The organism is Enterococcus sp. 7F3_DIV0205 (assembly GCF_002141365.2).
Lineage (GTDB): Bacteria > Bacillota > Bacilli > Lactobacillales > Enterococcaceae > Enterococcus_L > Enterococcus_L palustris.
Genome location: NZ_CP147244.1, coordinates 1,028,446 through 1,045,279, shown reverse-complemented (window position 1 = coordinate 1,045,279; position 16,834 = coordinate 1,028,446). Strand labels below are relative to the sequence as shown.

General features: G+C 37.9%; 20 protein-coding genes. 17 read left to right on the top strand and 3 right to left on the bottom strand.

The genetic code is table 11. The annotated features are described in order from the left end of the window. Window positions 1-5: 5 nt before the first annotated feature. The 15 genes from eutH (at window position 6) to A5821_RS04870 (ending at window position 10,731) form a co-directional block, all read left to right on the top strand. Complete coding sequence (gene eutH / locus A5821_RS04940) at window positions 6-1,097, top strand: ethanolamine utilization protein EutH (RefSeq protein ID WP_086313482.1); 1,092 nt, start codon at window positions 6-8, stop codon at window positions 1,095-1,097. A 9-nt stretch (window positions 1,098-1,106) separates the two neighbouring features. Beyond that, on the top strand, window positions 1,107-1,559 hold the full coding sequence (locus A5821_RS04935) for a cupin domain-containing protein (protein WP_086313481.1): 453 nt from the start codon (window positions 1,107-1,109) through the stop codon (window positions 1,557-1,559). 406 nt (window positions 1,560-1,965) lie between these two features. Beyond that, on the top strand, window positions 1,966-2,853 hold the full coding sequence (locus A5821_RS04930; protein ID WP_086313480.1) for an energy-coupling factor transporter transmembrane component T: 888 nt from the start codon (window positions 1,966-1,968) through the stop codon (window positions 2,851-2,853). Continuing rightward, a complete protein-coding gene (locus A5821_RS04925; protein ID WP_086313479.1) occupies window positions 2,826-4,502 on the top strand; it encodes an ABC transporter ATP-binding protein in 1,677 nt (558 codons plus the stop codon). The genes A5821_RS04930 and A5821_RS04925 overlap by 28 nt, the downstream gene beginning before the upstream one ends. Then, on the top strand, window positions 4,495-5,181 hold the full coding sequence (locus A5821_RS04920) for an ECF transporter S component (RefSeq protein ID WP_086313478.1): 687 nt from the start codon (window positions 4,495-4,497) through the stop codon (window positions 5,179-5,181). The genes A5821_RS04925 and A5821_RS04920 overlap by 8 nt, the downstream gene beginning before the upstream one ends. A 23-nt stretch (window positions 5,182-5,204) precedes the next feature. Continuing rightward, the gene (locus A5821_RS04915; RefSeq protein ID WP_086313477.1) at window positions 5,205-5,579 is read left to right on the top strand and encodes a DUF4430 domain-containing protein; all 375 of its coding nucleotides are present in this window, start codon (window positions 5,205-5,207) and stop codon (window positions 5,577-5,579) included. Between the two features lie 10 nt (window positions 5,580-5,589). After that, window positions 5,590-6,087, top strand: a complete 498-nt coding sequence (locus A5821_RS04910) for an ECF transporter S component (protein ID WP_086313476.1) — start codon at window positions 5,590-5,592, stop codon at window positions 6,085-6,087. A 3-nt stretch (window positions 6,088-6,090) separates the two neighbouring features. Further along, on the top strand, window positions 6,091-6,837 hold the full coding sequence (locus A5821_RS04905) for an AIR synthase related protein (protein ID WP_086313475.1): 747 nt from the start codon (window positions 6,091-6,093) through the stop codon (window positions 6,835-6,837). Further along, window positions 6,834-7,427, top strand: a complete 594-nt coding sequence (gene cobU, locus A5821_RS04900; protein WP_170922957.1) for a bifunctional adenosylcobinamide kinase/adenosylcobinamide-phosphate guanylyltransferase — start codon at window positions 6,834-6,836, stop codon at window positions 7,425-7,427. The genes A5821_RS04905 and cobU overlap by 4 nt, the downstream gene beginning before the upstream one ends. Continuing rightward, entirely contained in the window at window positions 7,424-8,173 is a 750-nt protein-coding gene (gene cobS / locus A5821_RS04895; protein ID WP_086313473.1) for an adenosylcobinamide-GDP ribazoletransferase, read from the top strand. The genes cobU and cobS overlap by 4 nt, the downstream gene beginning before the upstream one ends. Window positions 8,174-8,184: 11 nt before the next feature. Further along, complete coding sequence (locus A5821_RS04890) at window positions 8,185-8,769, top strand: histidine phosphatase family protein (protein ID WP_086313472.1); 585 nt, start codon at window positions 8,185-8,187, stop codon at window positions 8,767-8,769. After that, complete coding sequence (locus A5821_RS04885) at window positions 8,766-9,215, top strand: EutP/PduV family microcompartment system protein (protein WP_086313471.1); 450 nt, start codon at window positions 8,766-8,768, stop codon at window positions 9,213-9,215. Before A5821_RS04890 ends, A5821_RS04885 begins: the two co-directional genes overlap by 4 nt. Continuing rightward, window positions 9,212-9,769 carry a cob(I)yrinic acid a,c-diamide adenosyltransferase gene (locus A5821_RS04880; protein WP_086313470.1) on the top strand — a complete coding sequence of 186 codons (558 nt, stop codon included), beginning with the start codon at window positions 9,212-9,214 and terminating at the stop codon, window positions 9,767-9,769. Before A5821_RS04885 ends, A5821_RS04880 begins: the two co-directional genes overlap by 4 nt. Window positions 9,770-9,879: 110 nt before the next feature. Next, window positions 9,880-10,299, top strand: a complete 420-nt coding sequence (locus A5821_RS04875; RefSeq protein WP_086313469.1) for a pyridoxamine 5'-phosphate oxidase family protein — start codon at window positions 9,880-9,882, stop codon at window positions 10,297-10,299. Between the two features lie 21 nt (window positions 10,300-10,320). Continuing rightward, window positions 10,321-10,731, top strand: a complete 411-nt coding sequence (locus A5821_RS04870; RefSeq protein WP_086313468.1) for an EVE domain-containing protein — start codon at window positions 10,321-10,323, stop codon at window positions 10,729-10,731. A gap of 52 nt (window positions 10,732-10,783) precedes the next feature. Here A5821_RS04870 and A5821_RS04865 read toward each other — a convergent pair whose 3' ends face one another. From A5821_RS04865 to A5821_RS04855, 3 genes are read right to left on the bottom strand one after another with little or no spacing between them, the layout of a single operon-like run. Beyond that, entirely contained in the window at window positions 10,784-12,007 is a 1,224-nt protein-coding gene (locus tag A5821_RS04865; RefSeq protein WP_086313467.1) for an ABC transporter permease, read from the bottom strand. A gap of 15 nt (window positions 12,008-12,022) precedes the next feature. Then, on the bottom strand, window positions 12,023-12,715 hold the full coding sequence (locus A5821_RS04860) for an ABC transporter ATP-binding protein (protein WP_086313466.1): 693 nt from the start codon (window positions 12,713-12,715) through the stop codon (window positions 12,023-12,025). A 12-nt stretch (window positions 12,716-12,727) separates the two neighbouring features. Continuing rightward, window positions 12,728-13,588 carry an efflux RND transporter periplasmic adaptor subunit gene (locus A5821_RS04855; RefSeq protein WP_086313465.1) on the bottom strand — a complete coding sequence of 287 codons (861 nt, stop codon included), beginning with the start codon at window positions 13,586-13,588 and terminating at the stop codon, window positions 12,728-12,730. A gap of 200 nt (window positions 13,589-13,788) precedes the next feature. Here A5821_RS04855 and A5821_RS04850 point away from each other — a divergent pair, with 200 nt between their 5' ends. Continuing rightward, window positions 13,789-14,523 (top strand): metallophosphoesterase, encoded by a 735-nt coding sequence (locus A5821_RS04850; protein WP_086313464.1) that lies wholly within the window; start codon window positions 13,789-13,791, stop codon window positions 14,521-14,523. 117 nt (window positions 14,524-14,640) lie between these two features. Continuing rightward, window positions 14,641-16,833 carry a Tex family protein gene (locus A5821_RS04845; protein ID WP_086313463.1) on the top strand — a complete coding sequence of 731 codons (2,193 nt, stop codon included), beginning with the start codon at window positions 14,641-14,643 and terminating at the stop codon, window positions 16,831-16,833. Window position 16,834: the final 1 nt, after the last annotated feature.

Below are 16,834 nucleotides of genomic sequence, written 5' to 3'. Positions count from 1 at the left end.
AGTGAATGAGTATTAATGAAATAATCATGTATATTATTGCTTTTTTCATGGTTTTGGGGGCAATCGATAAATGCTTAGGGAATAAATTCGGGTTAGGTGAGCAGTTTGAAGAAGGAATTATGGCAATGGGGTCTTTGGCTCTATCCATGGTGGGGATCATCACGCTAGCACCTGTATTAGCGAATATTTTGAAACCTGTTGTAGTGCCCTTATATACAGCTTTAGGTGCAGACCCAGCAATGTTTGCAACAACATTATTAGCAAACGATATGGGGGGATTTCCTTTAGCAATGCAATTAGCACAAGATCCTCAAGCGGGCTTATTCGCAGGAGCGATTCTTGGTGCGATGATGGGACCTACCATTGTTTTCACGATTCCAGTGGCTCTTGGCATTATTGAAAAAGAAGATCAGCAGTATTTAGCTACAGGCGTTTTATCTGGTTTGATCACGATTCCTCTTGGTTGTTTTGTGGGTGGTGTGATTGCTGGTTTTCCAGTGGTGATGATCTTAAAAAATCTTGTGCCGATTTTACTTGTTGCGGTGTTGATCATGATCGGATTATGGCTAAAACCAGATGCTATGATCAAAGGGTTTACGGTATTTGGAAAGTTTGTCGTGATCGTGGCCATTGCGGGGTTAGTTTTAGGCGCTTTACAATTATTAGTGGGTGTCACGATTATTGAAGGCATTACGCCTGTAACAGAAGGAATTGAAGTTGTTGGTGGAATTGCGTTAACATTAGCAGGTGCCTTTTGTCTCGTGTTCGTTATCACAAAACTGTTCAACAAACCTTTGATGAAACTTGGAAAAGTCTTAGGAATGAATGAAGTTGCCGCTGCAGGAATGGTGGCTACACTAGCGAATAGCATTCCAATGTTTCAAATGATGAAAGACATGGACCCTCGCGGTAAAATAATCAACGTTGCATTTGCTGTATCAGCGGCTTTTGTAATGGGCGATCACTTAGGGTTTACAGCAGGAGTTGCTAAAGAAATGATTTTCCCAATGATCGTTGGAAAACTAGTTGGAGGGATCACCGCAGTTGTTGTGGCAATGTTTATGGCGAATCGGATGTTGAAAAAAGAAGCGAAGTAGGTGAGAATCATGAATAATTTGAATGAAGAAACAATTCGTGCTCTTGTTCGAGAAGTGTTATCTGAGCAATTAGCTTCAGTAGAAGATAGCACAAAAAACGTCGATCCAAGTGGCGTTTTATCGATCAAACTCCCATTATTAAATGTGTCAGAAGAAGATCGTTTAGATACTGGGAATCCAGAACATAAAGTATACTGTAAAGATTTAGTTACGTTGGGCGAAAGTCCGCGTCTAGGATGTGGCTTGATGGTCATGGAAGATACGACATTTGATTGGTTATTAGAATATGATGAAGTGGATTATATTATTGAAGGTCGCTTAGATGTTCTAATCGATGGTCGGACAATTACAGCAGGTCCTGGAGAAATTATTCTGATTCCTAAAGGAAGTCAGATCAAGTTTTCAGTTTCTGGAACGGCACGTTTTGTTTATGTGACGTATCCAGCAGATTGGCAAAAGTAATCAGTGAATGAATAAAAATGGTTCTTAAAGTTAGTTGACAGCTGATTTTTTGAGCTGTTTTTTTGCATAAAAAAAGCGCGGAGTAAGAGACTAATTCGTTTAATGGATATTGACTTTAAAGGGAGAAATTTATATAATGAAAGTGGTTGAACAACAATGAAGTTGTTTAAAACGATGGATGATTATGTCAATGAAGATATAGCAAAAATAAAAAATAAGAAGTGTTTGTAAGACTTACAAGTCTATATATTTTGATCGACACTTTTTATAACGACATCTTTTGTACCAAAGATGTTTGCTGTTCTGACATAATAACCTTCCGTTATAGTAGTCAATTCAGACAGCACACTTATACTAAAAGTGACTGCTGTTTTTTTATTGTTTAAGCTAAGAAGAGGAGCAAGCGATGAATCCACATTTTTTTAGGCAAAGACATCCGCTAGTCATTTCCTGCTATTATTTGATGATGTTGTTGATTGCCATGAGCACCACAAATCCACTCATTATTGGTTGTTGTTTTTTTGGAAGTTTAACTTCTCGGTTGCTGCACTTTAAGAAGGGAAACAAGCAGTCGATTATCTTCCCTTTGTTTTTTCTGATCTTGATTACGATCACCAATCCGTTATTTGTACATAGAGGCGGCACGATTTTATTCTTTTTTCTTAATAAACCAATTACGCTTGAAGCTTTTGTATATGGTCTTTTTATGGGAATGATGATTGCTTCTGTCATTTACTTATTTCAAAATTTTCAAAGTGCAGTGGATTCTGAAAAATTTTTTTATCTTTTTGGGAAACGATTTCCTAAATCGGCATTGATACTGACGATGATTTTTCGCTTTATTCCTTTATTTCAAGCCTATTATCAAGAGTTGAATCAGGTCCAAAAAACGATTCAGCGAACACAAAAAAGAACGTTTAAAGAAAAAGCCTCATATGGCTTAGATTTGTTTGGCAACTTATTTTCATGGGCTTTAGAGAATGCGATGGATACTGCTGACTCGATGAAAGCACGAGGTTATGGTGTGACGGTTAGGAGTAGTCGAACGAGTTATCGTTGGCGGAAGATGGATTCATTTTCTTTGTTTATGATCATCAGTTTGACTTGTTTGTTTATTCTGTCTGTTACGCAGGGGAGCTATCAATTTAACTTTTATCCTTATCAAGAGAATCTATTTTTAGCGTTAGAACAACGGTGGTTGGATTATCTAGTGATTTTGTTCTTAGCCTTATTACCAACATTAAATCGAATACGGGAGGTGATCGTGTGGACTATCTTGAAATCCAGAATCTAAGTTTTAGTTATGCTGGCAGTGAAAAATTAGTATTGAATAATGTGTCGTTAACCATAGAAGAAGGAGACTTCGTATTGATATGCGGCGCTTCTGGTAGTGGTAAATCGACATTATTAAAAATGGTAAAACCTCAATTGACACCAGCTGGGAAACAAACTGGAGCAATCTATTTAAATTACGAAAAAATCTCAGCGATTCCAGATGTTTTTTCAACAAGTAAAATTGGTTATGTCATGCAAAATCCGGAAAACCAGATCGTAACAGATAGTGCTTGGCATGAATTAGCCTTTGGATTAGAAAATATTGGACTTGAGCCTTCTGAAATAAAAAGTCGTGTGGCTGAAATGGTCAATTTTTTAGGCATTCAGGATTTAGTCGACTATCAAACAAAAGATTTATCGGGTGGCCAAAAGCAATTGCTGAATTTAGCTTCTGTTTTAGTCATGCGACCAGACGTTTTGATTTTAGATGAACCTACCACACAACTTGATCCAATCGCTTCTCAGAACTTTGTTGATGTATTAGTTCGACTAAATAGAGAAATGGGATTGACTATACTGTTAGCTGAACATGGGTTGGAATCCGTTTTTTCACTTGCTGATAAGGTGGTGCTTTTGGATAAAGGGCAATTGATTCTGTCAGATGCACCAGCGAACATATCCAGTGAAATTCAAAACAATCAACAGGATCTGAGCCGTTTTATCGTCAGCTTGCCTAGTGCAGTCCAAATATACCATGCAAGTGGTTTAACAGGACAGAGCCCAATCACTGTGATAGAAGGAAAGCGATTCTTAGCCCAACAAATTCCTGAAAAGCCGTTTAGCACAACGAACAGTTTGTCAGATCAAACTAAAACGCAAGAAAAGCCAATCCTTCAATTAAACAATTGCTGGTTTCGTTATGAGAAAAATAGTCGAGATATTTTAGCAGGCGTAGATCTTGATTTAGTTGAAGGTGAAATTTTTTCTTTAGTTGGAGGGAATGGTACAGGGAAAACAACTTTACTGAAGGTTATTGCGGGTATTCATGAGTGTTATCGCGGGAAGATCACTCTTTTTAATCAATCGCTGAAAAAAAATCAGCATGTTGTTGGCTACTTGCCTCAAGAACCTCAAATGATGTTTATCAGAGATTCAGTAGCAGATGATTACAACCATTATTTAGAGAGTAAGAAGATAGCCGAATCAGAAAAGCGCAGTCGAATCCAGCACATTGTGACCTTGCTTGATCTAGGTGAAGTACTGTTGCAGCATCCTCTTGATCTAAGTGGCGGGGAATGTCAACGAGCAGCGCTTGGAAAGCTTCTTTTGACCGACCCTAAAGTGTTATTGCTGGATGAGCCGACAAAGGGGATCGACAACTATGGAAAAAAACAATTGATCAGCTTATTGAAGCAATTGTCTGAACAAGGAAAAACGATTTTAGTAGTGACACATGATTTAGATTTTGCTGCAGAATTATCCGATCGTTGTGGGTTATTTTTCCAGAATGATTTATTAACAACAGCTACACCAACTCAATTTTTTGGGAATCATACCTTTTATACAACTGCAGCTAGCCGAATTTCACGTGACTTATTTTCAAATTTGGTCACGACGGATGAAGTGATTGCGGCCTACAAAGTAGCAAAAGGAGTGGCTAATGAATAAGAAAACAAACCCGATCGTGGTCAGAAGTATACTGGTTGGACTCTTGATTTTTATAGGAATTGCGCTTTTTCAAGCTAGCCAGTATCAGGTTATTTCCATGTTGCTTGTGATTGCTGCTTGTATTCCGATTTATTATCGCTATGAGAAAAAGCAGTTGAATATCAAAGAATTAGTTTTGATAGCAGTAGTTACAGCAATTGCTGTGCTAGGTAGATTTCTATTCTATATGGTTCCTGCGATTACTCCGATGACAGCCATTATTATTATTTGCGGGATTTGCTTAGGGTCTGAAATTGGTTTTTTGGTGGGTTCCCTTTCGGCGATCACATCGAATATGTTATTTGGTCAAGGGCCGTGGACCCCATTTCAAATGTTTTCTTGGGGGATGATCGGGTTTCTTGCGGGGGTACCGTGGATGCAAAAAGTTCTTGGAAAAAGTTATTGGTTTTTGGCGTTATATGGTATTTTTGCGGGATTATTCTTTTCCTTTTTTATGGATATTTGGACGGTATTTTCAATTGATCGAGCCTTTTCTTGGCAAAGATACTTAGCATTATTACTGACAGCTGTACCTTACACAGTTTCATATTGTTTTGCAAATGCATTTTTTTCGTGTTTGCTATTTAGGGCAATTCAGACAAAGCTTCAACGTATTTTAACGAAATACGATATAAAATAATAGAGACAAAGGCGGAATGAATAATGAAAAAATTTGTAAAAGTAGCAATGGTTTTAACAGTTATCTTTCTATTAGGCGCATGTGGCAAAGCAAGTGACACGAAAAAAGTAGAAGAAGACGCAATGAAGGTAACGATCATCTTAAAGGAAGATGATAAAGAGTTTGACAAAAAAGAAGTCAAAGTCAAAAAGGATGAATCTCTTCAAACAGTCATGGAAACAAATTATAAAGTAGACATGGATAAAGATTTTATCAGTGGAATTGATGGCCATGTGCAAGATGCAAAAACAAGTAAATATTGGTTATATGATGTAAATGGCAAACAGCCGGAAGTGGGCGCAGTTGAGTATTTCTTAAAAGACGGCGACACAGTGACTTGGACGTTGAATAAACTATAGGAGTGAGTAGATGACAAAGCGATTGACACTAACCGCAATGTTTATAGCATTATCGGTCATTGGATCAATGATCAAGCTAACTGGGTCGATCGCTTTGGATTCGCTACCTGGTTTTGTGGGAACGGTCTTTCTTGGTCCGAGCATAGGATTTCTTTTAGGGAGTTTTGGGCATTTGACAAGTGCAGCGATTGCAGGATTTCCATTAACGATCCCAGTTCATGTAATCACGGCTTTTTTGATGGGCTGTTGTTTATTTTGTTATGGAATAATTAGAGAGAAGTTAACGAAAAAGTACTCGATCAATCGTTTTTTATCGGTGTTTATCGCTTATTTGATCAATACACCACTATCGTTACTGCTCTTGTATCCTTTACTAGGTAATGTGGTCTATATGTTGTTTATTCCATTAAGTGTTGCTTCTTTATTGAATTTTCTCTTAGCTGAAGTCGTTCTTTATTTTTTAGAGAGGACTTCGGATCGATTTATCGCTAAAAAGAAAGTAGGGTAACAGATGAAAGAAAATATTCGTGATCTATCAGTTGCCTTTTTTACAGATGAAATTGGAATTGTCACAGCTTGTGATAGCAGTGCAGCGATTGGGCTAAAAGAAGCGGATCAAGTAAAGGTTGATCCTGAAATCACAGCGGCTTTTTGTTTAAGAGTGGCGTTATTAGAAGTTTTAGCAGTGGGTGGTAAACCGACCATGGTGATCGATACGATCGGTGGTGAAATGGAGCCTACAGGTAAAAGAATGTTGAAAGGACTTACTGCTGAATTAAAAAAAGCTGGTTTAGAAAATGTTCTGATCAATGGGAGTACCGAAGAGAATATGCTGACTGAAATGACCTCTATTGGTGTGACCGTTATCGGCTCAATTCACAAAGCTGAGTTAAATTATGGCAAAGTATTATCTGGTAGTTGGTTGTATCAAGTGGGCGAGCCATTTATGGGAAGTGATGTGTTGATGCAAGAACAAGAGATTTTTTCGTATCAAGACTTCTATGCTATTCAAAAGCAGGCTCATGTTTTAGAAATATTGCCTGTCGGCTCTAAAGGAGTGAGTTATGAGGCGGCTAAACTTGCTGAATCAAGTGGGTTGAAAGTGATTTTCGATCAAATTCAGTTTATGGATTCACGATCTGCTGGTCCTGCTACGGTGTTACTTGTTGCTGTTGAAGAAAATCAGCCGCTTCAATTAACAAATCAAGCCATTCACATCAAAAAAATCGGCTATTTCACAGAGGAGGATCCAAGTTGAGTTATACATTAGTTACAGGTGGCGCCAAAAGCGGTAAGTCGACATTCTCAGAAAGTTTACTGAAAAATGAAAGCTCTGTTTGCTATATCGCAACGAGTGTTATGGAGTATCCAGATGAAGAAATGACTTCACGAATCCAGCATCACCAAAACACAAGACCCACTGCATGGCATACAGAAGAACGTTTTCTTGGAATCGATGAATGGCTCAAAGAAACATCAAAAGACTATAATGCCTATCTCTTGGATTGTGTCACGATCATGACGACAAATCTGTTTTTTCATATTATGTCTAAAGAGTTGGCTGTTGATTTAGAAGAAATAGAAACTGTTTTTGACCACTATACGGCTAAAGAACGTCAAAAAATCGAGGAACAGATTTTTAATGAATGGGGAAAAATCACTAAAGCGATAATGGAAACGAATACAAAAATGATTTTAGTCACCAATGAAGTGGGGTCTGGAGTTGTTCCAATCACTAGTTTAGGACGCTGGTTTCAAGATTTATTAGGAAAAATCAATCAATTTTTAGCGAGGGAAGCGGAGCAGGTATATTTTGTCGTCTGTGGGATTCCGCAAAAAATAAAATGATCAAAACGTTGATTCTATATCTTCAATTTTTTACACGAATACCACTTCCAATGGAAATCGATCATGCTGAAGAACGATTTAAAAAAGGAATTCTTTGGTTTACTGTTTTGGGGTTACTGATCGGCTTAGTTGATGCTCTAGTTCTTTGGGGACTTTATGGGCTTTTACAATCTACGATACTTGCTTGGATCGCAGCCTTACTATTTGATGTGATGTTGACAGGTGCATTTCATATGGATGGTTTAGCGGATATGTGTGATGGTCTTTTTTCTTCTAGAAATAAAGAAAGAATGCTCGAAATCATGAAGGATAGTCGGGTCGGCAGTAATGGTGTTCTGGCCTTGATTTTTTACTATTTATTTTTGATTATCCCGATTATAACTAAAAGTATAGATGTCGATATTTTCTTCTTGATTCGTTTACTAATTGGGTTACAGGTAGTGGGAAAATCAGGGATCGCCTTATTATTTCAACAGATGCGTTATGCAGGACATACAGAAGGATTAGGACGATTATTTTTAGATGTTGAGACTTGGCGTATTTGGCTTTGTCAGATAATGGCCCTTGGTTTGATGTACGCGCTATTGGGAATAAAGGGATGTCTTAGTTATGTAGTCGTTCTCTTAGTCAGTTTTGCGTATCGATACTTGGTATATCAAAAAATCGATGGAATGAACGGTGATACATTAGGTGCATTTCATTGTATTGGGCAAATCGTTTTTATCTTGAGTTTTTTTAGAAATTAGAGGTGTCATCAATGATTTATTTAATTAGACACGGCGAAACACTACTGAATCAGGAAAAGAAATTTTATGGAAGCTTAGATGTTTCGTTGACTGAGACAGGAAAAAAGCAAAGCCGTCAAATTGCTGAAAAACTGAAAGAAATTTATTTTTCAAACATTTATGTCAGCCAACTGAAACGAACGCTAGAGACAGCCGAAATAGTCAGACCCGAAGAGCAATACTATGTCTTATCGGAACTTAATGAAAAGTCTTTTGGAGCATGGGAAGGACTTTCGGCAGATCAAATCGAAGCAAGCTATAAAAAGCAATGGCAAGCTTGGTTAGATGCGCCACTTGAGAAGGCACCTCCTGAGGCGGAATCCTTTAAGCAATTTAAGCACAGAGTTCTACATGGTTTTTCAAAAATCGAAGGAACTCTTGCAGAAAATCCTCAAACAGATATTTTGATTGTAGGACATTTAGGTGTTTTACGAGTGTTGGATCATTATTTTAATCACTATTCAACTGATTTTTGGTCATGTGACTATCAGCAAGGGATGTATACTATGTATCGTTATGAAAACAATTCGTATCAGCTGGAGGGAAGAAATAATTGAAAAAAGCAATCTTTATTGGTTCTGTTGGTTGCGGGAAAACGACTCTTTCACAAAAGCTGAAAGGAGAAGAGATTTCCTACAATAAAACGCAAGCAATCGAGTTTCATGATCAAATTATTGATACACCGGGAGAATTTATCCAACATCGTAATTATTATAGTGCTCTTTTAACAACGGCAGTGGATTCACAATTGATCGTATTGATGGCGAGTGCTGTGGAAAAGAAACAAACTTTTTCACCACTTTTTGCAGCAGCATTTGCCAAGCCTTGTATTGGCGTGATCACTAAAATCGATCTCGCTGAAAAAGAAGATATCGAACGGACAAAAAAGCAATTAGCATTAGCTGGAGCCAAGAAATTCTTCATGATTTCTGCAGTAGAAAATCAAGGAATCGACGAATTGAGAGCGTATTTACAAGAGCCTAAAGGAGACGAAGACAGATGAAAATATACACTAAAACAGGCGATAAAGGTCAAACGAGTATTATCGGTGGAGAAAAAAGAAGCAAAGGTTCCGAGCGCGTAGAAGCATACGGCACGATCGACGAATTGAACTCAATGATCGGCTATATTATCAGTCAGATGCAACACTATCGGGAAATAAAAAAGGAACTAGAAGAGATTCAACAAGTGTTATTTGATTGCGGCACTGATCTTGCCACACCAAATAGCACAAAAGGCTATCGAACGAGCAACCAACCGACGATCTGGCTAGAAGAGCGAATTGATCGATACGCAGATGTTCCTCCAGAGTTGACTGAATTTATTTTACCAGGTGGTTGTCCAATTGCTAGTTTACTTCATATGGCTAGAACTGTCGCTAGAAGGGCGGAACGATGTGTTGTCCGTGTACAAGAATCAGAAGAAATCAATATAGATGCATTGATTTTCTTAAATCGGTTATCTGATTATTTTTATGCAGTTGCTCGATTTATTAACTTTCGTGAAGGAAGAGAAGATATCAACTATCGTCGAAATGGCCAAATTTTTCATAGTTAATTATTCTTAATAATATTTTTTGAAGAAACCCTGACAATCAGTTGTCAGGGTTTGTTTGTTAGACTGAACTTGTCAGTAAGACAATATAAAAATAAAGGAGCAATTAATTTATGAAAACAACAGAAGCATTTCAAAAAATAATGAATGAGCAGACAGAAATCGCACTAGCAACTAGTGTTAATGAGGTACCAAATGTGCGAATCGTTAGTTTCTTTTATGATGAAGTTAAAAAATGTCTTTTTTTCTCAACCTTTAAAGGAAATGAAAAAATCAGTGAATTTCAAAACAATTCCAATGTTGCCTTCACAACGATCCCACAAGAAACAACGAATCATGTTCGGGTACATTTTGCAAAAGTAAAAAAGAGTGAGTTGACCGTCTATGATGTCGCAGATCAATGGATTCAAAAAATTCCTAGTTACGATGAAAACATTAAACAAGCGGGTACAATGCTTGAGTTATACGAGATCCACTTCTCAGAAGCGATCGTAATTTTGGGAATGGATAGTAGAAAAACGATTAAACTGTAACGTTGAAAAGGAGCGGATAATATGAATTATTGGATCGGTGTTGCGTCTAAGGACCATGTAACATTAGGTGTCGCAGGAGGCTTTTGCCAGTTGTGTCATGGTAAATCAGCACCTTTAAATAAAATGAAAGCAGGTGACTGGCTGATTTATTATGCACCCAAGCAAAGCTTGAAAACCAAAGAGCCTTGTCAAGAGTTCGTTGCAATTGGACAGATTTTGCCAGGTGTGGCCTATTCATTTGAAATGTCTCCGGATTTTATTCCAGTTAGAAAAGATATTAAGTTTATAGAGAATATTAAGCCCGTTCCACTGCAAGCGTTAGCTGATCTTCCCTTATGGCAGGAATATCGATCACGTTTGAGATTTGGGCATTTTCAAATTCCTAAGGAGTTGTTCGATTTTATTGCCTCTGGAATGAGAAAAGCAGGATGAATAAAAAAGTAGGACGAGAAGCTATTTTCTCTGCCCTACTTTTTTTATTAAATTATTCGTAACGCAATGCTTCGATCGGATCAAGTTTGGCTGCTTTTCTTGCTGGATAAACGCCAAAGAAAATCCCAATAGCACTTGAAAAGAGTAATACAGCGACTATTGAACCTAATGTAAATTGGGCCGTGATATCTAATGCACTAGCAACGCTAACAGCTAAAATTGCGCCTAAGGTCAACCCAATCAAGCCGCCAATCAAGCATAAAATCACAGACTCTGTTAGAAACTGGAATAAAATATTTCGATCTGTCGCACCTAAGGCTTTTCTGGTCCCGATTTCTCTTGTTCGCTCTGTAACGGAGACGAGCATGATATTCATCACACCAATTCCTCCTACAAGTAAGGCAATCGCAGCTACGGCCGCAATAAAATTAATAAATAAACCTAAAACGTTGTTCACTTGATCTAATGCTTGTAGGAAATTTGTTGCAGTATAGATTTTTTCGCCGACCGTATTATGTCGTACAGATAAAATATTTACGATCTGTTTAGAAACGGCATCTATATCATCCTTAGATTTTGCTATCACAGTCAAACTAGTGATTTTAGTTGCATCGGGATTTAACGCGTTTGCAGTAGTCAATGGGATGGAGACATAGCCCATCATTTCTTCTTCATCAAAAGAGCCGACCATTTTTTCTACAGTACTTTTGGTAACGCCGATGATCCGAACACTGAGTTGTCCTTTTTGTCCGCGTAAATTAATTTTTTCCCCAACGACATTTTCACGTCCATTGAAAAAATAGCGGGCAGTGTCTGCACTGATCACAGCGACTTTACTGCCTTCTGAATATTCTGTGGTATTGAAATAACGACCATAGACGATAGCTTTATCCATTGTTTGATTCGTATACTGTAAATCAGGTGTTCCTGCCATGATCAAAGTAGCTTTTGACTTGTCGTTAGCTGCTCCAACCGCTTGGATCGACACGACAGGGGAGAGATGATCGATTTGGGGAATACCGTCTTTTAGTGCCTTGATATCTTTACTTGTGATTTTTTGACTATCCGTTGCATCTCGACTAGTAGAAACTGAAATTGTTGAAGCTCCTAAGTCGCTAAATGTGCCTGTGATTTGACTCGTTGCGCCATTACCGACTGCTAAAATAGCAATTACAGCTGCAATTCCGATGATGATTCCTAACATGGTCAAAAACGAACGCATTTTATTGGCTAAAATACTATCGATCGCCATTTTGAAACTCTCAATGATTCCCATAAAAACGGCTCCTTTCTATAGTGTTTTTCGCTCTTTGACAGGTTGATCATCAATGATTTCGCCATCTTTGAAAGAGACGATCCGTTTAGTGTACTGGGCAACATCTGGTTCGTGTGTCACCATGACCACAGTGGTACCAGCATTATTTAAATCTTGGAATATTTTCATGATTTCTAGTGTTGTTTTTGAATCTAAATTTCCAGTTGGTTCATCAGCCATCAAGACAGCTGGATCATTGACAATGGCACGAGCAATGGCAACACGTTGTTTTTGTCCACCTGAGATGGCATTGGGACGATGAGTTACACGATCTGCTAAACCAACTTTTCGCAATGCCTCTAAAGCTCGCTCTTTACGTTCTTTCGGTGCAATTCCTGAGTAAACCATTGGTAATGCAACGTTGTCTAAAAGAGACATCCGCGGCATTAAATTAAAGGATTGAAAAACAAAACCGATTTCTTTATTTCTAACATGAGCACTTTCATAACTCGTCAAATTTGTCACATCTTGCCCATTTAAATGATACGTTCCTTCATCAAAGCGATCTAATAGACCGAGAATATTCATCATTGTTGATTTACCAGAACCGCTTGGCCCCATGATTGAAGTGAATTCTCCTTCAGCAATATGCAAGGAGACATGCTTTAAAGCCATTAACTCTTCTCCACCAGTACGGTAGATTTTTACTACATCTTTTAAGTCGATCAATCGTTTCACCTTCTATCCTTTGGTTACTTCAGCATTGTTTTTAACATCAGAATTTGGCGAAAGAATGACCGTATCGCCTTCTTTTAGTCCATTTTTAACTTCGATCATTTTATCAGATTGAATGCCAATCTCAATTTTGGTTTCTTTTGCTTTACCATCGTTTACCACATAAACAATTGCTTCGTTTTTATCATTGTAAGTTAAAGCTTCGATTGGTAGAGCTAATGCATTTTCTGCTGTATTTGTTTTAATGTCTACATCCACATCAAATCCTGCAAATAGGTTATCTGGTGCTTGATCAAACGTTACGATCGCGCCTAAACTTGCCGTCGTTCCTGTTGCTGATTGCGCACTTTTTGCAACGGGCTCTTTTTCTGAGACTTTACCAGGGAATTTTTGATTACCACTTGAGATTTCTGTTTTTTGGTTGATTGCAACAGCGGATGCTTCAGAATTAGATAATTCTAATTGAACTTTTAGTGTGGAAAGATCATCTAATTGAATCGCAGGTTTCCCTTGTTGTGCATTTGTGTCAGCTTGTTTTGCTTTGATATTGACTTGAGTGATCGTTCCTGCAAAACTAGCAATTAATTGTAACCCATTGTCATAAGTCGCTAAAACGTTGTCTTTTTCTACTTTATCACCAACTTTGACATTCACGTCAACGACAGTTCCCGTACCCATAAGCGATTGAGTTTGATTTGGGATCAAAGTACCAGATGTGGAAAGTTTTTCGACGATGGTCTCTTTTTTTACCTCATCTGTTCGCACCGTAACAGCTTTAGATTTACTTGAATTTCCTTGAACAATCAAGAAAATTGCGATTGCAGTTACCAAGACTGCTAGAATACCGAAAATAGTTTTCTTCTTCATACATTTCAACTCTTTTCTGCTATTTTTATGACATAGTGTCATTTATGTAAGTTTACTCTCTTTTTTATGAAAAGTCTAAGATTAATTTCTGATTCTTTAAGATTGTTAAATTTCGCCAGTGTTGCAGTGGATAATCTGAATCATCTGCTTCATTTTACGTTATACTAAGAGAAAAAGATGGCTTGAAAGGAGCGAAACCAATGAAAAAATTTGTGTACGCAATCAGTGATATTCATGGAGAATATGAGTTGTTTAAAGCATTGATCCACTATTATGATCCAACGATACATCAGTTGGTTTTGATCGGTGATTTAAATGATCGTGGTCCTAAGACAAAAGAGAGTTTCTTCCTTGGCAAAGAATTAGTTGAAAAGTACGGAGCTGTTTATCTTAGAGGGAACCATGAAGAGTATTTCTTGCAGTTTTTAAATAAGCCTGAAGATTGGTTTACTAGTTATATACGCAATGGTGGCAAAGAAACGATGGAAAGTTTACTACATTCAGGAGCTACAGAAGAATACTCTCCCACAGAAATCAGTATGATGATTCGCAGTCGCTACAAAGAATTGATCGATTTTTTGATGGAGCGACCGCTGTATTATGAATGGGGCAACTACATTTTTGTTCATGCTGGTGTTGACCTGAGCAAAAAAGATTGGCATGAAACGAGTCCACATGATTTTATTTGGATCAGGGACGCATTTCATCAAGGAAAAAACAATACAGGGAAAAAAATCGTTTTTGGTCATACGATTACACCCATGCTACATGGAGATATGGAAACAACTGACTTATGGCTTTCTGATAACAAGATAGGCATTGATGGTGGCGCAGTTTTTGGCGGTTCCGTTCACGGTGTGATTTTTGATCAAAAAGGAATTGTACAAGATATTGAGTATCAAAATTTAAAGGGACCCTGGCAACCTGATTTTTAAGCGACTCTTTTGGTCGTCAATGAGTATGGTCTTTTTTAAGCTTTTGGCTCTGCCTATATTTCAAGTAGAAAATATGCTAAAATGAAACGGTATGTTAATGAAAAGAGGTATGTAAATATGGCAGAAGCTTATAACCAAGAAGTAGTTGATTTACTTCAGAAAGAATTGACAGAATATCGTCCAAAACAACTAACGACAGTGCTGACTTTATTAAGTGAAGGCAACACTGTTCCTTTTATTGCTCGTTACCGTAAAGAGATGACAGGCAGTTTAGATGAAGTACAAATTCGTGAAATCGAAGAACGCTATACTTATTTAGGTAATCTAGAAAAGCGTAAAGAAGAAGTTCTACGCCTGATTGAAGAACAAGGGAAATTGACAGAAGAATTGTCTAAATCCATTCAAAAAGCAGCGAAGATGCAGCAAGTAGAAGATTTATACCGCCCTTATAAACAAAAACGTCGCACGAAAGCGACAATTGCCAAAGAAAAAGGATTAGAACCATTAGCGGATTGGCTGATGAGTTTCCCCGTTCAAGCTAATGTAACGACAGAAGCGGAAAACTATATTGATACTGAAAAAGAAGTTGATTCAGCTGAGACTGCATTGCTTGGTGCTCATGAAATCATCGCTGAACGAGTATCTGATGAACCGAAGTTTCGTACATGGATTCGTGATTTTACCTTTAAACACGGTCAATACGTCAGCACGGTCAAAGATCAAGAGAAAGACGAGAAATCTGTTTATGAAATGTATTATGATTTTTCAGAACCGGTAAGTAAGATGGTTTCTCATAGAGTACTAGCTACAAATCGTGGGGAAAAAGAAGATATTTTAAAAGTAGCATTATTAGTAGAAGAGGAAAAAATTGCTTCTTATTTAGAAAGACAACTGATTGGTGCAAATAAGCAATCACCGACTGCAGCATATGTTGAAACAGCTTATTTAGACAGCTACAAGCGATTCATCGGTCCTGCAATCGAACGTGAAATCCGCAATGAACTCACTGAAAAAGCAGATGAACAAGCAATCAATATTTTTGGTGAGAACTTACGTAATTTGTTATTACAACCACCATTGAAGGGGAAAGTTGTTTTAGGGTTTGACCCAGCTTATCGTACGGGATGTAAAATGGCAATCGTTGATGCGACTGGGAAAGTATTAGCCATTCAAGTCATTTATCCTCACAAACCAGCTTCAGGAGAAAAACGCGCGGCAGCCGGTCCTGCTTTTAGTAAATTGATCGAAGAATATCAAGTTGAAATGGTTGCAATCGGAAATGGAACAGCTAGCCGTGAATCGGAATTATTTGTAGCAGAACAATTAAAACAAATCAAAAGAGACGTTTTTTACGTGATCGTCAATGAAGCAGGAGCTTCTGTTTATTCTGCCAGTGATGTGGCTAGAACAGAATTTCCAGACTTGCAAGTAGAAGAACGCAGTGCAGTCAGTATTGCACGACGCTTACAGGATCCATTAGCTGAGTTAGTAAAAATCGATCCGAAAGCTGTTGGTGTTGGACAATACCAACATGATGTAGCTCAAAAACGATTAGCAGAACAATTGGATTTCGTGGTAGAGACAGCAGTTAACCAAGTGGGTGTGAATGTAAATACCGCTAGTCCGCAATTATTACAACATATATCTGGTTTAAATAAAACGACTGCACAAAATTTAATGGCCTATCGTGATGAAAATGGTGCGTTTACTGCACGGAATCAAGTCAAAAAAGTGCCTCGCTTAGGACCGAAAGCGTATGAACAAGCGATTGGATTTTTACGAATTCCAAATGGCAAAAACATATTGGATAATACAGGTATTCACCCAGAAAGTTATGATGTTGCCAAAGCTATTCTTGAAAAAGCCAATGTTAAATTAGCTGAACTGGGTACCTCAGAGTCAGCCCAACAGATCAAGGGATTATCGTTAGCTCAATTGGAAGCAGAATTAGCAGTCGGCAGTGAGACCTTAAAAGATATCATTGCGGCTTTAGTCCAACCTGGAAGAGATATGCGTGATGAAATGCCAGCACCTCTTTTAAGAAAAGATGTTTTATCAATGGAAGATTTAAAATCAGGAATGGAATTGCAGGGAACGGTTCGTAACGTGATTGATTTTGGCGCGTTCGTTGATATCGGTGTGAAACAAGATGGTTTAGTGCATATTTCAAAACTAAGCACAAAATTTGTGAAACATCCAACTGACATCGTTGCCGTAGGTGACGTTGTTACCGTTTGGGTGGAAGATGTGGACACGAAGAAAGGGCGTATCAGTTTAACGATGCTGCCGCAAGCTGAAAGGAAAGATTGAT